General features: G+C 64.9%; 14 protein-coding genes. 6 read left to right on the top strand and 8 right to left on the bottom strand.

Annotated features, from left to right (window positions below; translation table 11 throughout):
- The first annotated feature begins 44 nt into the window (after positions 1-44).
- Positions 45-728 (top strand): Crp/Fnr family transcriptional regulator, encoded by a 684-nt coding sequence (locus tag M1B34_RS04135; protein ID WP_268264501.1) that lies wholly within the window; start codon positions 45-47, stop codon positions 726-728.
- Positions 729-752: 24 nt separating this feature from the next.
- On the opposite strand, the gene uraH is transcribed toward M1B34_RS04135, so the two are convergent.
- Together uraH and M1B34_RS04125 are read right to left on the bottom strand one after the other, a co-directional pair.
- The gene (gene uraH, locus M1B34_RS04130; RefSeq protein WP_123328935.1) at positions 753-1,163 is read right to left on the bottom strand and encodes a hydroxyisourate hydrolase; all 411 of its coding nucleotides are present in this window, start codon (positions 1,161-1,163) and stop codon (positions 753-755) included.
- A 29-nt stretch (positions 1,164-1,192) separates the two neighbouring features.
- The gene (locus M1B34_RS04125; protein ID WP_268264500.1) at positions 1,193-1,672 is read right to left on the bottom strand and encodes a GlcG/HbpS family heme-binding protein; all 480 of its coding nucleotides are present in this window, start codon (positions 1,670-1,672) and stop codon (positions 1,193-1,195) included.
- A gap of 137 nt (positions 1,673-1,809) precedes the next feature.
- Between M1B34_RS04125 and M1B34_RS04120 the strand changes: the two genes are divergently transcribed.
- Together M1B34_RS04120 and M1B34_RS04115 are read left to right on the top strand one after the other, a co-directional pair.
- On the top strand, positions 1,810-2,490 hold the full coding sequence (locus M1B34_RS04120; protein WP_123328939.1) for a heavy metal response regulator transcription factor: 681 nt from the start codon (positions 1,810-1,812) through the stop codon (positions 2,488-2,490).
- Positions 2,480-3,865: a heavy metal sensor histidine kinase gene (locus tag M1B34_RS04115; protein WP_268264499.1), complete on the top strand. Its 1,386-nt coding sequence runs from the start codon at positions 2,480-2,482 to the stop codon at positions 3,863-3,865. Before M1B34_RS04120 ends, M1B34_RS04115 begins: the two co-directional genes overlap by 11 nt.
- A 28-nt stretch (positions 3,866-3,893) precedes the next feature.
- On the opposite strand, the gene M1B34_RS04110 is transcribed toward M1B34_RS04115, so the two are convergent.
- Positions 3,894-4,898 carry an AraC family transcriptional regulator gene (locus M1B34_RS04110; protein ID WP_268264498.1) on the bottom strand — a complete coding sequence of 335 codons (1,005 nt, stop codon included), beginning with the start codon at positions 4,896-4,898 and terminating at the stop codon, positions 3,894-3,896.
- A 100-nt stretch (positions 4,899-4,998) separates the two neighbouring features.
- Here M1B34_RS04110 and M1B34_RS04105 point away from each other — a divergent pair, with 100 nt between their 5' ends.
- Entirely contained in the window at positions 4,999-6,078 is a 1,080-nt protein-coding gene (locus tag M1B34_RS04105; protein WP_268264497.1) for a fatty acid desaturase, read from the top strand.
- Between the two features lie 258 nt (positions 6,079-6,336).
- On the opposite strand, the gene M1B34_RS04100 is transcribed toward M1B34_RS04105, so the two are convergent.
- Genes M1B34_RS04100 through M1B34_RS04090 form a run of 3 tightly spaced genes read right to left on the bottom strand, consistent with a single transcriptional unit; the run spans position 6,337 to position 10,382 of the window.
- A complete protein-coding gene (locus M1B34_RS04100; protein WP_268264496.1) occupies positions 6,337-7,947 on the bottom strand; it encodes an arylsulfatase in 1,611 nt (536 codons plus the stop codon).
- A gap of 27 nt (positions 7,948-7,974) precedes the next feature.
- Positions 7,975-8,790, bottom strand: coding sequence for an ABC transporter ATP-binding protein (locus tag M1B34_RS04095; protein WP_123328949.1), 816 nt, complete (start codon positions 8,788-8,790; stop codon positions 7,975-7,977).
- Complete coding sequence (locus M1B34_RS04090) at positions 8,787-10,382, bottom strand: ABC transporter permease (protein ID WP_268263424.1); 1,596 nt, start codon at positions 10,380-10,382, stop codon at positions 8,787-8,789. The genes M1B34_RS04095 and M1B34_RS04090 overlap by 4 nt, the downstream gene beginning before the upstream one ends.
- 342 nt (positions 10,383-10,724) lie before the next feature.
- Here M1B34_RS04090 and M1B34_RS04085 point away from each other — a divergent pair, with 342 nt between their 5' ends.
- Positions 10,725-11,747 (top strand): ABC transporter substrate-binding protein, encoded by a 1,023-nt coding sequence (locus tag M1B34_RS04085; protein WP_268264495.1) that lies wholly within the window; start codon positions 10,725-10,727, stop codon positions 11,745-11,747.
- Positions 11,748-11,822: 75 nt separating this feature from the next.
- Here M1B34_RS04085 and M1B34_RS04080 read toward each other — a convergent pair whose 3' ends face one another.
- Positions 11,823-12,743, bottom strand: a complete 921-nt coding sequence (locus M1B34_RS04080; RefSeq protein ID WP_123328954.1) for a LysR family transcriptional regulator — start codon at positions 12,741-12,743, stop codon at positions 11,823-11,825.
- Positions 12,744-12,926: 183 nt separating this feature from the next.
- Here M1B34_RS04080 and M1B34_RS04075 point away from each other — a divergent pair, with 183 nt between their 5' ends.
- Entirely contained in the window at positions 12,927-13,832 is a 906-nt protein-coding gene (locus tag M1B34_RS04075; RefSeq protein ID WP_268264494.1) for a TauD/TfdA dioxygenase family protein, read from the top strand.
- Positions 13,833-13,959: 127 nt separating this feature from the next.
- On the opposite strand, the gene M1B34_RS04070 is transcribed toward M1B34_RS04075, so the two are convergent.
- Complete coding sequence (locus tag M1B34_RS04070) at positions 13,960-15,576, bottom strand: alkaline phosphatase family protein (protein WP_268264493.1); 1,617 nt, start codon at positions 15,574-15,576, stop codon at positions 13,960-13,962.
- Positions 15,577-15,851 lie beyond the last annotated feature (275 nt).

Below are 15,851 nucleotides of genomic sequence, written 5' to 3'. Positions count from 1 at the left end.
CTAGACGACAATCCTTTCGCAGCGTTGAGTGGGCACCACGACTTATGGACATGCAGGCCTGGCGGCAACGCCTGTCGAGCGGCCAATGGTTCAGCCATTTGCCCGTTGAATTACAGAATAGTGTGCTGGGCGCTGCGCGTTTGCGCCGGTTGGCGGCGGGGCAGCTGTTGTTCCGGAGGGGCGACCCGCCCTGTGGTTTGTACGCCGTGCTGGAAGGCGCGATGCGCGTGGGCACGGTCAGTGAGCAAGGCAAGGAAGCCTTGCTGAGCCTGGTGGAAGCGCCCCATTGGTTTGGCGAGATCAGCCTGTTCGATGGTCAGCCACGGACCCACGATGCCTGTGCCGAAGGCCCCTGCACCCTGTTGCATGTGCCCCATGGCGCGCTGCTGGCGCTGCTCGACGAGCAACCGCAGTACTGGCGGCTGTTGGCCTTGCTGATGAGCCACAAACTGCGCCTGGCTTTTATCAACCTCGAACAATTGAGCCTGATGCCGGCTCCGGCGCGGTTGGCCCATCGCCTGCTGGCGATCGCCGCCGGTTATGGCGAGGTCGAGCAGGCACGGCGGGTGCTGCAACTGCCCCAGGAGCAGTTGGCGCTGATGCTGTCGTTGTCGCGCCAGACCACCAACCAGATCCTCAAGGACCTGCAGCACCAGGGCATACTCCAGCTGGGCTATGGCGAGATCGAAATCCTCGACCCCGCCCGCCTGCGCGCCCTGACGCTCTAGGCGCCAGCGCCGCCAAGCCGCTGCCTACGAACCGCGATAGGTCGAGAACCCGTAAGGGCTGAGCAGCAACGGAATGTGGTAGTGCTGCTCGGTCTGCTTGACCTCGAAAATCACCGGGATCTCCGGGAAAAACGTTTCGCGCTTGGCTTGCTTGAAATACTCGCCGGTCTTGAACACCACCCGATACTCGCCGGCGACAAACGCCCGGTCCGCCGGGAACAGTTCGGCAATGCGCCCCTGTTCATTGGTGGTGCCCTGGGCCAGGGTTTTCCAGTCGCTGCCCACGTGCTGTTCCAGGGTGACCTTGACCCCGGGGGACGGCAGGCCGTTCTCCAGGTTCAGCACATGCACGCTCAACGGGTTGCCGGCCGCCAGGGCCAGGCTCGACAGGCTGAACAGGCCGATGGCGGCCAGGGTGTTACGCAGGGTCTTCATGCTCGTTTCCTCGGGATGATTGAAAGGGTTTACAGGCTGCTGCGCAGGCCGACCTGTTCGGCGGCCTTGAGGGCGCAGCTTTCGTCTTGTGCGGCACCGCCGGCCCCGGCGATGCCCAGGGCGCCCACCAGCTCGTTGCCGGCGAACAGCGGCACGCCGCCACCGAGCAACAGCAACACCGGCAAGGTGTTGAGGTTGGCCGCTTCCGGGTTGTTGCGGGCGCGCTCGGCGAACAGTCGGGTCGGGGTCTTGGTGGACAGCGCGGTATAGGCTTTGCGCTGGCTGGCCAGGCTGTTGTGCGGGCCGACGCCGTCGCTGCGCAGGGCCAGCAACAGGTTGCCGCCACGGTCGAGTACGGTGAACGCGGCGCTGCATTGGCTGAGGCCGGCATCGGCCAGCTGACGGGCGGTGTTCAGGTCCAGGTCGGCGTGGCGCGGCAGCTCGGGGGCCGCCAGGGCGGTGCCGGCCAGGGTCAGGCCAAGGCTCAAGACAAGGGGTTTGCAGATCATGGGTGGGGCTCCGAAAACGTAGGCCGGCACCTTAACCAGCGGTCCTCGTCAGAACCTCGTCAGTTGGATTACAAGTTTGTAATGGGCAAGCGCGGCCAACGCGCCTAGCCTGTGCGGATCTATTTAGAGGTGCGCCCATGCGGTTGCTGGTAGTTGAAGACGAGGCCAAGACGGCGAATTTCCTCGCCAAGGGCCTGGGCGAGTCAGGTTTTGCCGTGGATGTGGCCCTCAATGGCCTGGACGGGCGGTATTTCATCGAGCAGCAGGAGTACGACCTGATCATCCTCGACGTGATGCTGCCAGGGCTCAACGGCTGGCAACTGTTGCAGTTGGTCCGCCAGCGCGGCGCTACGCCGGTGCTGTTCCTGACCGCCAAGGACGCCATTGAGGACCGGGTGCGCGGCCTGGAGCTGGGCGCCGACGATTACCTGCTCAAACCCTTCGCCTTTGCCGAGCTGTTGGCTCGGGTGCGCACCTTGCTGCGCCGTGGCCCGCTGCGCGAGGCCGAGTCCTACAGCATCGCGGACCTGGAGATCGACGTGCTTCGGCGCCGGGTCAGCCGTGGCGGCCAGCGCATTGCCCTGACCAACAAAGAGTTCGCCCTGCTGCACCTGCTGGCCAGCCGCCAGGGTGAAGTGCTGTCGCGAACCCTGATCGCCTCCCAGGTGTGGAACCTGAACTTCGACAGTGACACCAACATGGTGGAAGTGGCGGTGCGCCGCCTGCGCTCCAAGGTCGATGACCCCTACATGCCCAAACTGATCCACACCGTGCGCGGCGTCGGCTACCAGCTGGAAGCCCCGGACGATGCGCTCTAAGTCCATCGCCTGGCGCCTGGCCCTGGCGTTCGCCGCCGTCTGCGCCCTGGTGCTGAGCGTGATCGGGGTGTTTCTCTACCGCTCCCTGGCCAGCGAAATTGCCTTTCGCGATGACCTGGCCCTGCTCGGGCGCCTGGAGCAGGTGCGTGCCCTGCTGCAAGACAGCGACAGCCTCGACGCCTTGCAGGCCCGGCCACGGTTGTACCAGAACATGCTCGGCAATCAGGACAGCCTACTGCGGGTGCAGCGGGCCGACGGTTCGACGGTGATCGACATCAACCCTCGGCACCAACGCCTGCCCGAACTGCGGGCCCTCCCCCGGGAACAGCGGCCGCAGCGCAGCGATATCAGCCTGTGGCCCGACGCCCAGGGCGTGGCCGTGGCACTGCTGGCCGGGCAGGCCCAGGGGCCCAAGGGCGAAGCGCTGACGGTGGTGGCCGGCAAGGTCTTGAGCGAGCGCGAGCAGATGCTGGCCAGTTATCGCCTGCGTCTGTACCTGGCCGTTGGCCTGGGCGCTTTGCTGGCCTTTGCCTTGGGCCTGTTGCTGCTGCGCCGGGGCTTGCGGCCCCTGCGCCAGCTCAGCGAGTCGGTGCGCGGCATCGACCTGCGCAACCTCGACCGGCGCCTGCAAAGCGCCGGCATTCCCGCGGAATTCCATGAGCCGGTGCAGGCCCTCAACGCCATGCTGGCGCGGCTTGAAGAGAGCTTTCAGCGCCTGTCGCAGTTCTCCGCCGACCTGGCCCACGAGATCCGTACGCCGCTGCACAACTTGCTGGGCAGCAATGGCCTGGCCCTCAGCCAGCCCCGCAGCGAAGCCGAATACCAAGAGGTGCTGGCCTCGAACATGGAAGAGTTCGAACGCCTCAAGCGCATGGCGGAGAACCTCATGTTCCTGGCCCGTGCCGAACAGGCCGAGCGAGCCCTGGACCGGCGCCCGCTGGACCTGGCCGCGGTGGGCGAGGAACTCTGCGACTACTTCGAAGCCCTGGCCGATGACCGTGGGCTGCGCCTGGAGAACACCTTCAGCGGTGAACTGCTGGCCGACCAGCAACTGCTCCAGCGCGCCTTGGGCAACCTGCTGGCCAATGCGGTGCGGCACGCCGACCCGGGCACGGGGATCCGCCTGGTGCGTCGCGACGAGCCGGGAATGTGCTGGCTGCAGGTGCACAACCAGGGCCCGGCCATCGCGCCGGAGCATCTGGGGCGCCTATTCGACCGCTTCTATCGGGTCGACCCATCGCGGGCCGAACCGGGGGATTCCGGCGGCCTGGGCCTGGCCATCGTGCGCTCGATCATGGAGTTGCACGGCGGCCAGGTGCGGGTGTGCAGCGATGCCCGTGGCACGTTGTTCGAACTGGGGTTTGCCACGCCCTGAAGGTCGCCCTGGCGGGCGGGCGAACGGGTCAGCGCAAGCCGTCGCGAAACTGCCCCGGGGTCATCCCGGTCCAGCGTTTGAAGGCACGGCTGAAGCTGCTGGCGTCGGCAAAGCCCAGCAGGTAGCTGATCTCGCCCAAAGAACACTGCGGGTCGCGCAGGTGCAGCAGCGCCAGGTTTTCCCGGCACTCGTTGAGCAAGGTGTCAAAGCGGCAGCCTTCATCCGCCAAGTGCCGTTGCAAGCTGCGCAGGCTCAGGTGCAGGGCCTGGGCAATGCGCTCCGCCGACGGTTCGCCTTCCGGCAACTGGGCCTCGATGGCCTCGCGCACCTTGCGCTCCCAGGTCAGGGGCTGGAGTTGGGCCATCGTCCGCTTGAGCACGGTTTCATTGTGTTCGGCCAACTCCGGGTTGGCATCGTCCAAGTGGCTGTCGAAGTCGTGCAGGCCGAACTCCAGACAGTCCTGGTCCTGGGCAAACCACACCGGCGAACGAAACACCTTGTGCCACGGCGATGGGTCCGCCGGTTCGGGGCGGCGCAGGTACACCGCCAGCGGCGCGTAGTCCCGGCCCAGGCGATTGCGGCAGGTGCGCACATAGATCGCGGCAAACGCATCGATGGCTTCGTAGGCCGGCGTCGGGCAGCCCGCCGGGACGTCGAGGTTGAAGCGGTAGCAGTCCTCGGTGCGGGTCAGTTGCAGTTCCAGGGCATCGCTGACCACTGGGTGATAACGCACGATGCGCTCGAACACTTCCCTCAGGCTGCCGCTGGCCACCAGGGCATAACCCAGGGCATGGAAGGTGGTGGGGCTGACAAAGCGTGAAACCCGTAAACCGAGGGCCGGGTCGCCGCTGGCCTGTACTGCCAGGGCCCACAGGCGGGTGGTGGCCGACAGCGGGTAACGGGCGTTGGGGTCGTCCATCCACTGTGGGTCGAGCCCGGCTTCGCGGCACAACGCTTCGCTGTCGAGGCCCAAGGCATCGAGTTGTTTGCGCAAGGCGCGGGTCCAGCTGGCGAGGGAAGTGGGTTCATTCATGCTGATTGGCGCGTCCGGTCAACAGGTTGGCGTTCACGGCTAGCGCCCGGGGCGGGGGCCCAGGGCAGGATGCGAGCATCAATCAGCAGAGGATGGAAGCATGCACGGTACTTCTGCAAGTCCCGAACGGATGAACGCACAGCAACGGGCCGCGCACATTCGTGAAGTGGTGCTGGCCCGTGGCGCGCAACTGCGCCAGCGCTACCCTGTGTTGCACCACCAGGACGCCCTGGGCGCCGGCATCCTGGCCTTCGCCTTGGCCGGCATGCTTGGCTCGGCGACGCTCTATATCACCGGGCACCTGGCCTGGTGGGCCTGCCTGCTGCTCAACGCTTTCTTTGCCTCCCTGACCCACGAGCTGGAACACGACCTGATCCACAGTATGTATTTCCGCAAGCAGCGCCTGCCCCACAACCTGATGCTGGCGCTGGTCTGGCTGGCGCGGCCCAGCACCATCAACCCGTGGATCCGCCGCCACCTGCACCTCAACCACCACAAGGTCTCGGGCACCGAGGCCGACATGGAAGAGCGCGCCATTACCAATGGCGAACCCTGGGGCATCGCCCGTCTGCTGATGGTTGGGGACAACATGATGTCGTCGCTGATCCGCACCCTGCGGGCCAAGACCTGGAAGCATCGGCTCAGCATCATCAAGCGCACGCTGCTGGTCTATGCGCCCTTGGCGTTGCTGCACTGGGGGGCGTGGTACGTGTTCCTGGGGTTTCACGCGGCCAATGGCATCGCCGGCCTGCTGGGCGCGCCCATCGAATGGTCGGCCACCACCCTGGCCGTGATGAAGGTCATCGATATCGCTGCCGTGGTGATCATCGCGCCCAATGTGCTGCGCACTTTCTGCCTGCACTTTGTCAGTTCGAACATGCACTACTACGGCGATGTCGAGCCCGGCAACGTGATCCAGCAGACCCAGGTGCTTAACCCCTGGTGGATGTGGCCGTTGCAGGCGTTCTGCTGCAACTTCGGCAGCACCCACGGCATTCACCATTTTGTGGTCAAGGAACCGTTTTACCTCCGCCAGATGACCGCCCCCGTGGCCCACCGGGTGATGGCGCAAATGGGCGTGCGCTTCAACGACTTCGGTACCTTTGCCCGAGCCAACCGCTTCCATCACAAGCCAAGCGCCCAGGAACAACCCGTGGATGCCCTGCTGGGAGACCTATAGGCGCTGGCTTGCCAGTGATTGCGCCTCTGAGAGCGCCGCAAAATCCAGGGGCCTCGTCGCCGGCAAGGGCCGCGTTGGTCGGATGGCTGTAGGAGCTGGCTTGCCAGCGATGGCGCCCCTGAGAGCGCCGCAAAATCCAGGGGCCTCATTGCCGGCAAGGACCGCGTTGTTCGGATGGCTGTAGGAGCTGGCTCGCCAGCGATGGCGCCCCTGAGAACGCCGCAAAATCCAGGGGCCTCGTCGCCGGCAAGGGTTGGCTCAATCGGGCTGGAACGGCGATTCGCTGAGGATCACTCCGGTTTCTTCCACGTAGCGCTGCCAATGCTCGATCAGGGTGGCGAGTTTGTCCGGTTGGCTTTGGGCCAGGTCGTGAATTTCCCCCGGGTCCTGGCTCAGGTCATACAGCTGCCAGGTGGCCGGGCCAACGGGGCCGGGGATGTACACCGCCTTCCACTGGCCCTGGCGAATCGCCCGGCGGCCGAACAGTTCCCAGCCGGTCACCGTGTGTTCGTCATGCACCTGGGCGGTTTCGCCGGAGAGAAAGCCCAGCCACGATTTACCCCGCAACGGCGCCACGTCTCGGCCGCGCCAGCGCTTGCCGGGGTGGCGCACGCCGGCCAGGTCGAGAATGGTCGGGGTGATGTCCATCACCGTGCCAAAACCGTGGCTGATCTGGCCCTTGAGGCTCAACTGCGGGTAGTGCACCAGCGCCGGCACGCGAATCCCGCCTTCGGTGGTGAAGGCTTTGAACAGCCGTGACGGCGCCGTGGCGGTCTGGGCCCAGGCCGGGCCGTACCAGACGTAGGAATTGGCGCGACCAATGTTCTCCAGGCTGTTGTCGTAATGCTGGTTGAGGTACGTCAGCAACTCCGGGCCGAACTTCGGGAAGGCCTCCAGCAGCGCGCCCTCGGCCCCGTTGTCGGACATGAACAGAATAAAGGTGTTGTCCAGCTGGCCCTGGCGGCGCAGGTAATCCACCACCCGGCCGATGTTCCAGTCCATGCGCTCGACCATCGCCGCATAGACCTCCATGGCCCGCGCCGACACCTGGCGTTGCGCATAGCTCAAGGCCGCCCATTCGGCGCTCAGGCCCACCAGCGGATGGGGTTCCACGTCCGCCTCGATCAGCCCCAGGGCCTTGAGTTTTTCCAGGCGCTCCAGGCGCAGCACCTCGGGGCCGGCGTCGTAACGCCCGCGGTATTTGGCGACCACCTCTGCCGGTGCCTGCAACGGCCAGTGGGGCGCCGAGAAGGGCAGGTAAGCGAAAAACGGCCGGCTCTGGTCGCGCTCCTTGAGGTAGTGCAGCAGCTTGTCGCCGAAGGCGTCGGAAGAATAGAAATCCTCAGGCAACTGCTCAACGAAGCGGTCGTCCTCGATGTACAGCGCCGGGGTCGACTTGAGCAGCCCCGGGGTCTGTTCGTCATAGGTCGGCTCGAAGCCGTAATGGTTGGCCGCCCCAGGCAGCAGGGAGAACGAACGCTCGAACCCGCGCGCATGGGGCGCCAGTTCCGCAGTCAGGCCCAGGTGCCATTTGCCACTCATCAGGGTCTGGTAGCCGGCCTCGCGCAGCAGCTCAGGCAGAGCCACCACGCGGTCATTGAGATGACCCTCGTAGCCTGGCTTGCCGATCAGATCCGGGGTCAGCGCCTCGGCCATGGTGCCGATGCCGGCGATGTGGTGGTCGGTGCCGGTGAGCAGCATCGAGCGAGTCGGCGAACAGGTGGGCGCGGTGTGGAAATCCGTCAGGCGCAGGCCGTTGAACGCCAGGGCGTCGAGGTTCGGCGTGGCGATCTCGCCGCCAAACGCCCCCAGGTCGGAGAAGCCCAGGTCGTCGGCCAGGATGACCAAAAAGTTGGGACGTTGCGGCATCGAATCACCCTCGTGTGGCAGGCAGTGTCAGCAAGCGATAAAGGTCAGTGGCAAGTCGCGGATCTGCACCGGCGCCGGGGCCTGGTAGTGATCGTCGCTGGTCAGTTCATGGAGCAGTTCTTCGCGCAACTGGTGGAAGTCGAAACTGCTGCGTTGGCGTGGGTGGGGCAGGGCGATGTCCACCACCCGCTTGATCCGCCCCGGGCGCGGTTCCATGACCACCACGCGGTCGGCGAGGAAAATCGCTTCTTCCACATCGTGGGTGACCAGCACCGTGGTGATTTTCGCCCGCTCGCGGATCGCCAGCAGCTCGTCCTGCATCTGCTGGCGGGTCAGGGCATCGAGGGCGCCGAAGGGTTCGTCGAGCAACAGGATTCGTGGGCTGGCCACTAGGCCGCGGGCAATGGCCACCCGTTGCGCCATGCCGCCGGACAGTTGGTGCGGGTAGGCGCGGGTGAAGTCGGTCAGGCCCACCAACTCGATAAACTCGCGGACCCGTTGCGCCTTGTCCTGAGCGCTCAACGGCTCGTTGACCAGCCCCAGGCCGATGTTGTCTTCCACCGTCAGCCAGGGGAACAGCCGGTGTTCCTGGAACACGATGCCGCGTTCGCCGCCAATGCCGCTGACGGCTTTGCCGTCGACTCGGATCTCACCGCGAAAGGCCGTGTCCAGGCCGATCAGCAAGCGCAGCAGGGTGGATTTGCCGCAGCCGCTGGAGCCGACAATGGCCACGAATTCACCCTCGGCGATCTCCAGGTTGAATTCGCGGATGGCCTCCAGCTCGCCACCGGCGACGTCGAAGGTTTTGCCTACGTGATTGAAGCTGACCAAGGGCGCGTTCATGCATGTCTCCAGCGGGTGGCGCGGATTTCGAGGTGTTGGCCGATCAGGTTGAGCAGGGCGCCGGTCAGGCCCACCAGGAGCATGCCGGCCATGATCAGGTCCATGCGCATCAGTTGTTGGGCGCCGATCATCTGGCTGCCGATGCCACCGTTGGACGGCATGAAATATTCGGCGCCGATGGTGCCCAGCCAGGCGTAGATCAGGCTCAGGCGCAGGCCGGCAAAAATCCCCGGCGCGGCCCCGGGCAGCACCAGGCGCCGCAGCCGTTGCCAGAGGTTGAGGCGCAGCACCTGGGCGGCTTCCGCCAGTTGGGGCGAGAGGTTGGCGACACTGCGCTGGGTGGCGATAAACAATGGGAAGAACGCGGCCAGGCCGACAAACACCCACTTGGCCAGTTCCCCCAGGCCGAACCAGGCGGTGAGCAATGGCACCCAGGCGAAGATGGCGATTTGACGGATCGCCGCCAGGGTTGGGCCCAGCAGGCGCTCACTGGTCCGCGACAGGCCCAGCAACAGGCCCAGGCCGAACCCCAGGCTGCCGCCGAGGATCAACCCGCCGAGGGTGCGCCCCAGGCTCAGGCCCAGGCCACCCAGCAGGCTGCCGTCCAGCAAACCGCTCCAAGTCGTGTCGAGCACCGCCAGGGGGCTGATGAGGATTTGGCTGTCGACCCATTCCTGAGCCGTCGCCACTTGCCACAGGGCCAGCAGGGTTACGGGCAGGATCCACGGTTGCAGGCGCTGCCAGCCGGCGTAGCGTGGGCCGCGGCGGATCTCGGCGGTGGCCGGGTGCGGCCAGTGCACCAGTTTCTTGTCCAGCAGGCTGATGCTGCGGTCCATGGTCACGCCGATCACCCCGATGACCAGGATGCAGACGAAGACGATGTCCAGCATGAACAGTTGGCGGGCCCAGACCATCAGGTAGCCGATGCCTTCACTGGAGGCCAGCAGCTCCACCGCCAGCAGTGAGGTCCAGCCGGCAGCCAGGGCCAGGCGTACCCCGGCCATGAAGGCCGGCAGGGCGGCGGGCAGCACCAGGCGGCGGATCAGCAGGCGCGGCGGCAAGCGCAACACCGCCGCCGCCTCGCGCAGCTTGGGTTGGGCATCGCGCACGCCCACCAGGGTGTGCAGGGTCACCGGGACCACGATGGCCTTGACCAGCACCACCAGCTTGAGCACTTCGCCGATGCCGAAAAACACCATGAACAGCGGGATCCACGCCAGGGTGGGAATCTGCGCCAGGGCGCTGAAGATCGGGAACACCAGGCGCTCCAGGCGCCGGCTGAAACCCAGGGCACCGCCCAGTATGGCCCCGGCGCTGATACCGGCCAGCAAGCCCCAGAACAGCCGCTGCAGGCTGATCCACAAGTGGCTCCACAATTCGCCGGAGAACAGCTCCACGGCGCTGCTCCAGACCAGGCTTGGCGCGGGCAGGATCTGCTCGCTCATCCAGTGCTGATGGCTGGCCAGCCACCACAGGCCGAACAAGGCCAGGGGCAGAATCCAGGGCAGCACGCGCTGGCTGATCACAGGCCACTGGAGGCGCCCGGACGTCGGTGCCGCCAGGGGCAAACTGAGGAGAGAAACACGGGCCATGAATGACCTCCGTCGTCGGGTTCGGCACGGCCTTGCGGGCGTTGGCGGTCCGCTTGAGGGAGCGGCGCCGGAGCGATGCCTGCAATATGCTTTTGTGATCTATTAAAAAACTTATCAATGCTATTGGGAGATAAGAAGGGCCATTTAAGGCTTCTCGCTGGCGCGCATCCAATGCATTTGAAGAATATTTTCGATGCTGTTTATGCATAACCCGCGCAGAGCCGCGTGTTCGCTGGTTTATTCGATTGGGTTATTAAAATGTGAATTTATAGTATTTAAGTGTTGATCCCTTCAGCGCCTACCTTCTGCACCTCAACGCCCGATGCAGCAGGAGCCGTACCCATGAACCTTCCTTTTAAACGTGTCATCAGCCTCTTTGCCGCTCCGGCCCTGGCGGGGCTGCTGGGCTGCCTGCCGCTGCTGTCCCAGGCCGCCGAGGTCAAGGAGATCCGCATCGCCGTGCCCGACCTCAGTGCCGGCACCCAGCACAGTGGCGGCGGGGTGGTGGATGTGTTGCGCCAGCAGCAGATTTTCGAGAAGGCCTTTGCCGACCAGGGCATCAAGGTCCAGTGGAGTTTTTTCAAGGGCGCAGGCCCGGTCATCAATGAAGCCTTTGCCAACGACCAGGTGGACTTCGCCTACCTCGGTGACCTGGCGGCCATCATCGGCCGTTCCAACGGCCTCGACACCCGACTGCTCAGCGCCACGGCCCGGGGCGTGAAGCAATACCTGGGTGTGGTGCCGGGCTCCGGCATCAAGACCCTGCAAGACCTCAAGGGCAAGCGCGTGGCCGTGTTCCGTGGCACCGCCACCCAGTTGTCGCTGGATGCCGCCCTGGCCAGCCAGGGCCTCAGCGAGAAGGACCTGAAAATCGTCAACCTCGACTTCTCGGCAGCGGTAGCGGCCCTGGCGGCCAAGCAGATCGATGCCTCCTGGGGTAGCAGCGGCCTGGCCTCGTTGCGAATCAAGGGCCTGGCCGAGCTGCCGTTGAACACCAAGGACCTGGGGGGCGCCGGCAGTATCCAGAGCGTGTTGGTGGGTTCTGGCAAGTTCGTCGACGCCCACCCCGAGGTGGTGGACAAACTGCTCAAGGCTCAGCAACAGGCCGTGCAATGGCTGACCCAGGAGAGCAACAAAGAGGCTTACATCCAGTTGGTCTCGGGCCTGGCCAGTTACCCGCCGCAAATTTTGCAGCAGGACCTGCAGGACCAGAACCTGGCGGAAGTCTTCCCTTCGACCCTGGACCCCGCCTTCCTCGGCACCCTGCAGGAAAAAGTCGACCTGGCTTCCCAGCAGCGGCTGATTCGCAAGCCGTTCAAGGTCAGCGATTGGGTACAGCCGCCATTGGCTGCGGCGGCCCTGTAAAACGACGTTATCGAGGTTGATTCGAGCGCCGGCAAGCCGGCTCCTGCGGGGGGCGGTTGTGCCGGCGATGCTGTTTCACACGGCGATGCTTTGTTCCGGTTTATCCACAGCCACCAGCACTTCAATCATTGCCCGCGCTGCCGGCGACAAGCGAAACCCGGTGCGGCTGACAATGCCGCAACGGGCGTTCAACACCTCGATGTTCTGCGGCAGGTTGCGCCAGTGCAGCAGCGCCAGCGAACCCTGCTCGATGTCCTCGCTGAACGACTCTGCGGTGCCGACTCCGATGGCGTTGGACTGGCGCACGATTTTCACCAGCGCCGGGAAGTGTTCGGTCTCGATGGTCGGGGAAAAATCCATGCGCCCGCTGAGGTTGGCCAGCAGCTTGCGAATCCCTGGGGGGATCAGGGTGGTGGCCAGCGGGTAGTCGAACATGTCGTTGGTGGACAGGCTTTCCTTGGCCAGCAGCGGGTGCCCCGGGCGGCAGAAAAACACCCCACGCTTGGGCGTCAGGGCCTGGGTCTGGAAGTTCGGGTCGGCTTCGAAATGGCGGATGTCGGCGATGAAGAATTCGATCTCTTCGCGGCTCAGGCTGCGGCTGAGTTTTTCCCAGTTATCCACCTGGAAGCAGGTGCGCACCTTGGGGTGGGCATTGGTGAACTGCGCCACCGCGTCGGGCACCAGTTTCACCGCCGGCGCCGGGCCGCAACCGAAGCGCAATTCGCCGGCGTCGAGCTTGGTCATCTGGCTCACTTCGCTGCTCAGCAAGGCGGCGCCCTGGACCAGGGTCAGGGCGTGTTGCAGCACCACCTGGCCTTCAGGCGTGGGGCGCAGGTCCTTGTTGCCACGGTCCACCAGCACGCAGCCGAACTCCTGTTCCAGCCCCTGAATGCTGCGGCTGAACGCCGGCTGAGTGATGCCCATGGCGTCCGCCGCACGCACAAAACTGCGGTGTTCGTTGAGGGCGATGAAGTAGCGCAATTGGCGAAGATCCATATGCTTTCCCGGCATCCAAAAAATAGCCCGAAGGCATTTGCGACAGTGAGGAGTGAGGTTTTAAATGCAAGCTCTTATTCCGTCAACGAAGCATGCAAATATCTATTAGATCTAAATTGAATATAGATAGAGCGTTGTTTCGCTGCCGCCTAAACCGCCAGTCGTCCGATGAGGGTCTTCCCGATGAGCCATGCCGCATTAGCCGTTAAACCCGCTGTCCACGTCCTTGATATCCACCCGGTTGCCGGCCGTATCGGTGCCGAGATCCGTGGCGTGCAACTCTCCGGCGCCCTCGACGCCGCCACCGTTGAAGCCATCCAGCAGGCGCTGCTGCAGTACAAGGTGGTGTTCTTCCGTGGCCAGAACCACCTCGACGACCAGAGCCAGGAAGCCTTTTCCCACCTGCTGGGCGAGCCGGTGGCGCACCCGACCGTACCGGTGCGTGACGGCACCCGCTACCTGCTGGAACTGGACGGTGCCGAAGGCCAGCGGGCCAACTCCTGGCACACCGACGTGACCTTCGTCGACGCCTACCCCAAGGCCTCGATCCTGCGCTCGGTGGTGGCCCCGGCTTCCGGTGGCGACACGGTCTGGGCCAACACCGCCACGGCCTACAACGAGCTGTCGGCAGAACTGCGGGACCTGGCGGACAAACTCTGGGCGGTGCACAGCAACGAATACGACTACGCCTCGGCCAAGCCGGACGTCTCGGCGGAAAAGCTGGAGCGCTACCGCAAAGTCTTCACCTCCACCGTGTTCGAGACCGAGCACCCGATCGTCCGCGTACACCCTGAAAGCGGCGAAAAGAGCCTGGTGCTGGGGCATTTCGTCAAACGCATCAAGGGCTATTCCCAGGCCGATTCGGCGCACCTGTTCAACCTGTTGCAGAGCCATGTAACCCGTTTGGAAAACACCGTGCGCTGGCGCTGGAACGCCGGTGACGTGGCGATCTGGGACAACCGCTCGACCCAGCACTACGCCGTGGACGACTACGGCACCCAGGACCGCGTAGTACGCCGCGTGACCCTCAAGGGCGACGTTCCGGTGGGCGTCCACGGTCAGCGCAGCCAAACCACCCGCGGCCTCTGACCCTCGGCTCCGCGTCGCTGGCAAAGGGCGCGGAGCGCAGAGCACCTCACCACCCTGGTTACCACGCTGTGCGTGGTAACCCCACCTGGGACGCGCGGCGTCCCGTTTTTGCGTTAAGGGGGATGGTTTACCAGACGCCGATCTGCACCAGCTTTTCGCTCTCCGGTTCGCCGTAGCGGAAGCGCTGGCCTCGCAGGTCGATTTCCTGGTGGCTGATGGTGGTGCGGCGTTTCAGGCCGCGCAGCCATTCGAACAGGTAGCCCAGGTGTTCTTCGCGTACCGCCGCATACGCCGGGTCGGCCCCCAGGTCATGCAGTTCCTGCGGGTCATTGAGCAGGTCGAACAGCTGCGGGCGGAAGCCGTCGTAGGCCAGGTACTTCCAGCGTTCGCTGCGCACCATGGTCATGCGGCAGCGGTCGATGGCTTGCCCCAGGCGCTCCCGTGCCGGCGCCTGGAAGGCGTAGTCGTATTCGCTGATGGCGTAGCGGCGCCAGTGTTCGGCGGTGCCGTGCAACAGCGGAATCAGTGAGCGGCCTTCCAGCCGGTGTTCCGCCCCTGGCAGGCCCAGGGCCTCGAGGAAGGTGGGCAGCGCATCGATGGTTTCCACCAGGCGCTCATCCACGCTGCCCCGGCTGCCGTCCGCGGCTGTCCGCGGGTCGCGCACAATCAGGGGCACGCCCACTGCCGGCTCCAGCAAAAACTCTTTTTCCCCCAGGTAGTGGTCGCCGAGGAAATCCCCATGGTCGCTGGTGAAGACGATCAGGGTGTCATCCCAGCGGCCGTTGTTCTGGAGGAAATCGAACAGGCGGCCCAGTTGATCGTCCACCTGCTTGATCAGGCCCATGTAGGTCGGCACCACGTTCAGGCGCACCTCGTCCCGGGAGAAATTCAGGCTCTCTTCGTGCTGGCGAAAGGCGTTGTACACCGGGTGGTCACTGGCCTCGCCGGCTTCGGCGCGCACCGCCGGCAGCACCTGCTCGGCACCGTACAGCGCGTGATAGGGCGCCGGGGCGAGATAGGGCCAATGGGGCTTGATGTAGGACAGGTGCAGGCACCAGGGCTGCTCGCCCTGTTCGTTGATGAAGTCCATGGCGCGCTCGGTGGTGTAGACCGTTTCCGAATGCGCCTCGGCCACGCGGGCTGGCAAATGGGCGTTGCGCATCTTCCAGCCGCTGAGGATCTCGCCTTGCTCGCCGGCCGCCGCGTTGGCCCAGTCGTGCCAAGGGTTGCGGCCGTCGTAGCCGAGGTCGCGCAGGTAATGGGTGTAGGGCGCGGACTCGCGTTTATCGTCGAACACCGGGTCGTCGGGGTAGATGCCGTCATGGCGGAAATAGGCTTCGAAGCCCACCTCGTTCAAGGCTTCGGCCTGCTCGCTGTCGGGGTTGATCGCCAGGCGTTGCAAGGCATCGATGTTCGCCGTGGCGTGGGTCTTGCCCACCAGCGCGGTGCGGATGCCGTGGGGCCGCAGGTAATCGCCCAGGGTCAGTTCTTCCAGGGGCAGGGGCACGGCGTTCCAGGCCACCTGGTGGCTGCTGACATAACGCCCGGTGTAGGCCGACATCCGCGACGGGCCGCAAATGGTGCCCTGGGTGTAGGCGCGGCTGAAGCGCACCCCGGCGGCGGCCAGGCGATCGATGTTCGGCGTGTGCAAGTGCGGATGGCCGTAGCACGACAGGTAATCCCGCCGCAGTTGGTCGCACATGATGTACAGCACATTGCGCAGGGGTTTTGGGGCATTGGACATGGTGTTCACCGAACAAAAGACAGGCGACGTTTTTCGCCTCCGGCGGTGCCTTTCAGCAAGCGCATTTGCCGAATACTTTCGATGCGTTTTACGCAACACCCCAACCCAACCCCACCTTATGTAGGAGCTGGCTTGCCAGCGATAACGGCCTTGAGGTCGATGCAAAACCCGAGGGCCTCATCGCCGGCAAGCCGGCTCCTACGGTGGGTCGTGTGCACGTACGCCATCCTCACAAGCCCCACCCTTGTAGGAGCTGGCTCGCCAGCGATAGCGGC

Source organism: Pseudomonas morbosilactucae, assembly GCF_023241715.1.
Taxonomy (GTDB): domain Bacteria; phylum Pseudomonadota; class Gammaproteobacteria; order Pseudomonadales; family Pseudomonadaceae; genus Aquipseudomonas; species Aquipseudomonas morbosilactucae.
Note: the sequence above shows the minus strand (reverse complement) of the source record. Positions and strands in the feature narration are given on the sequence as shown.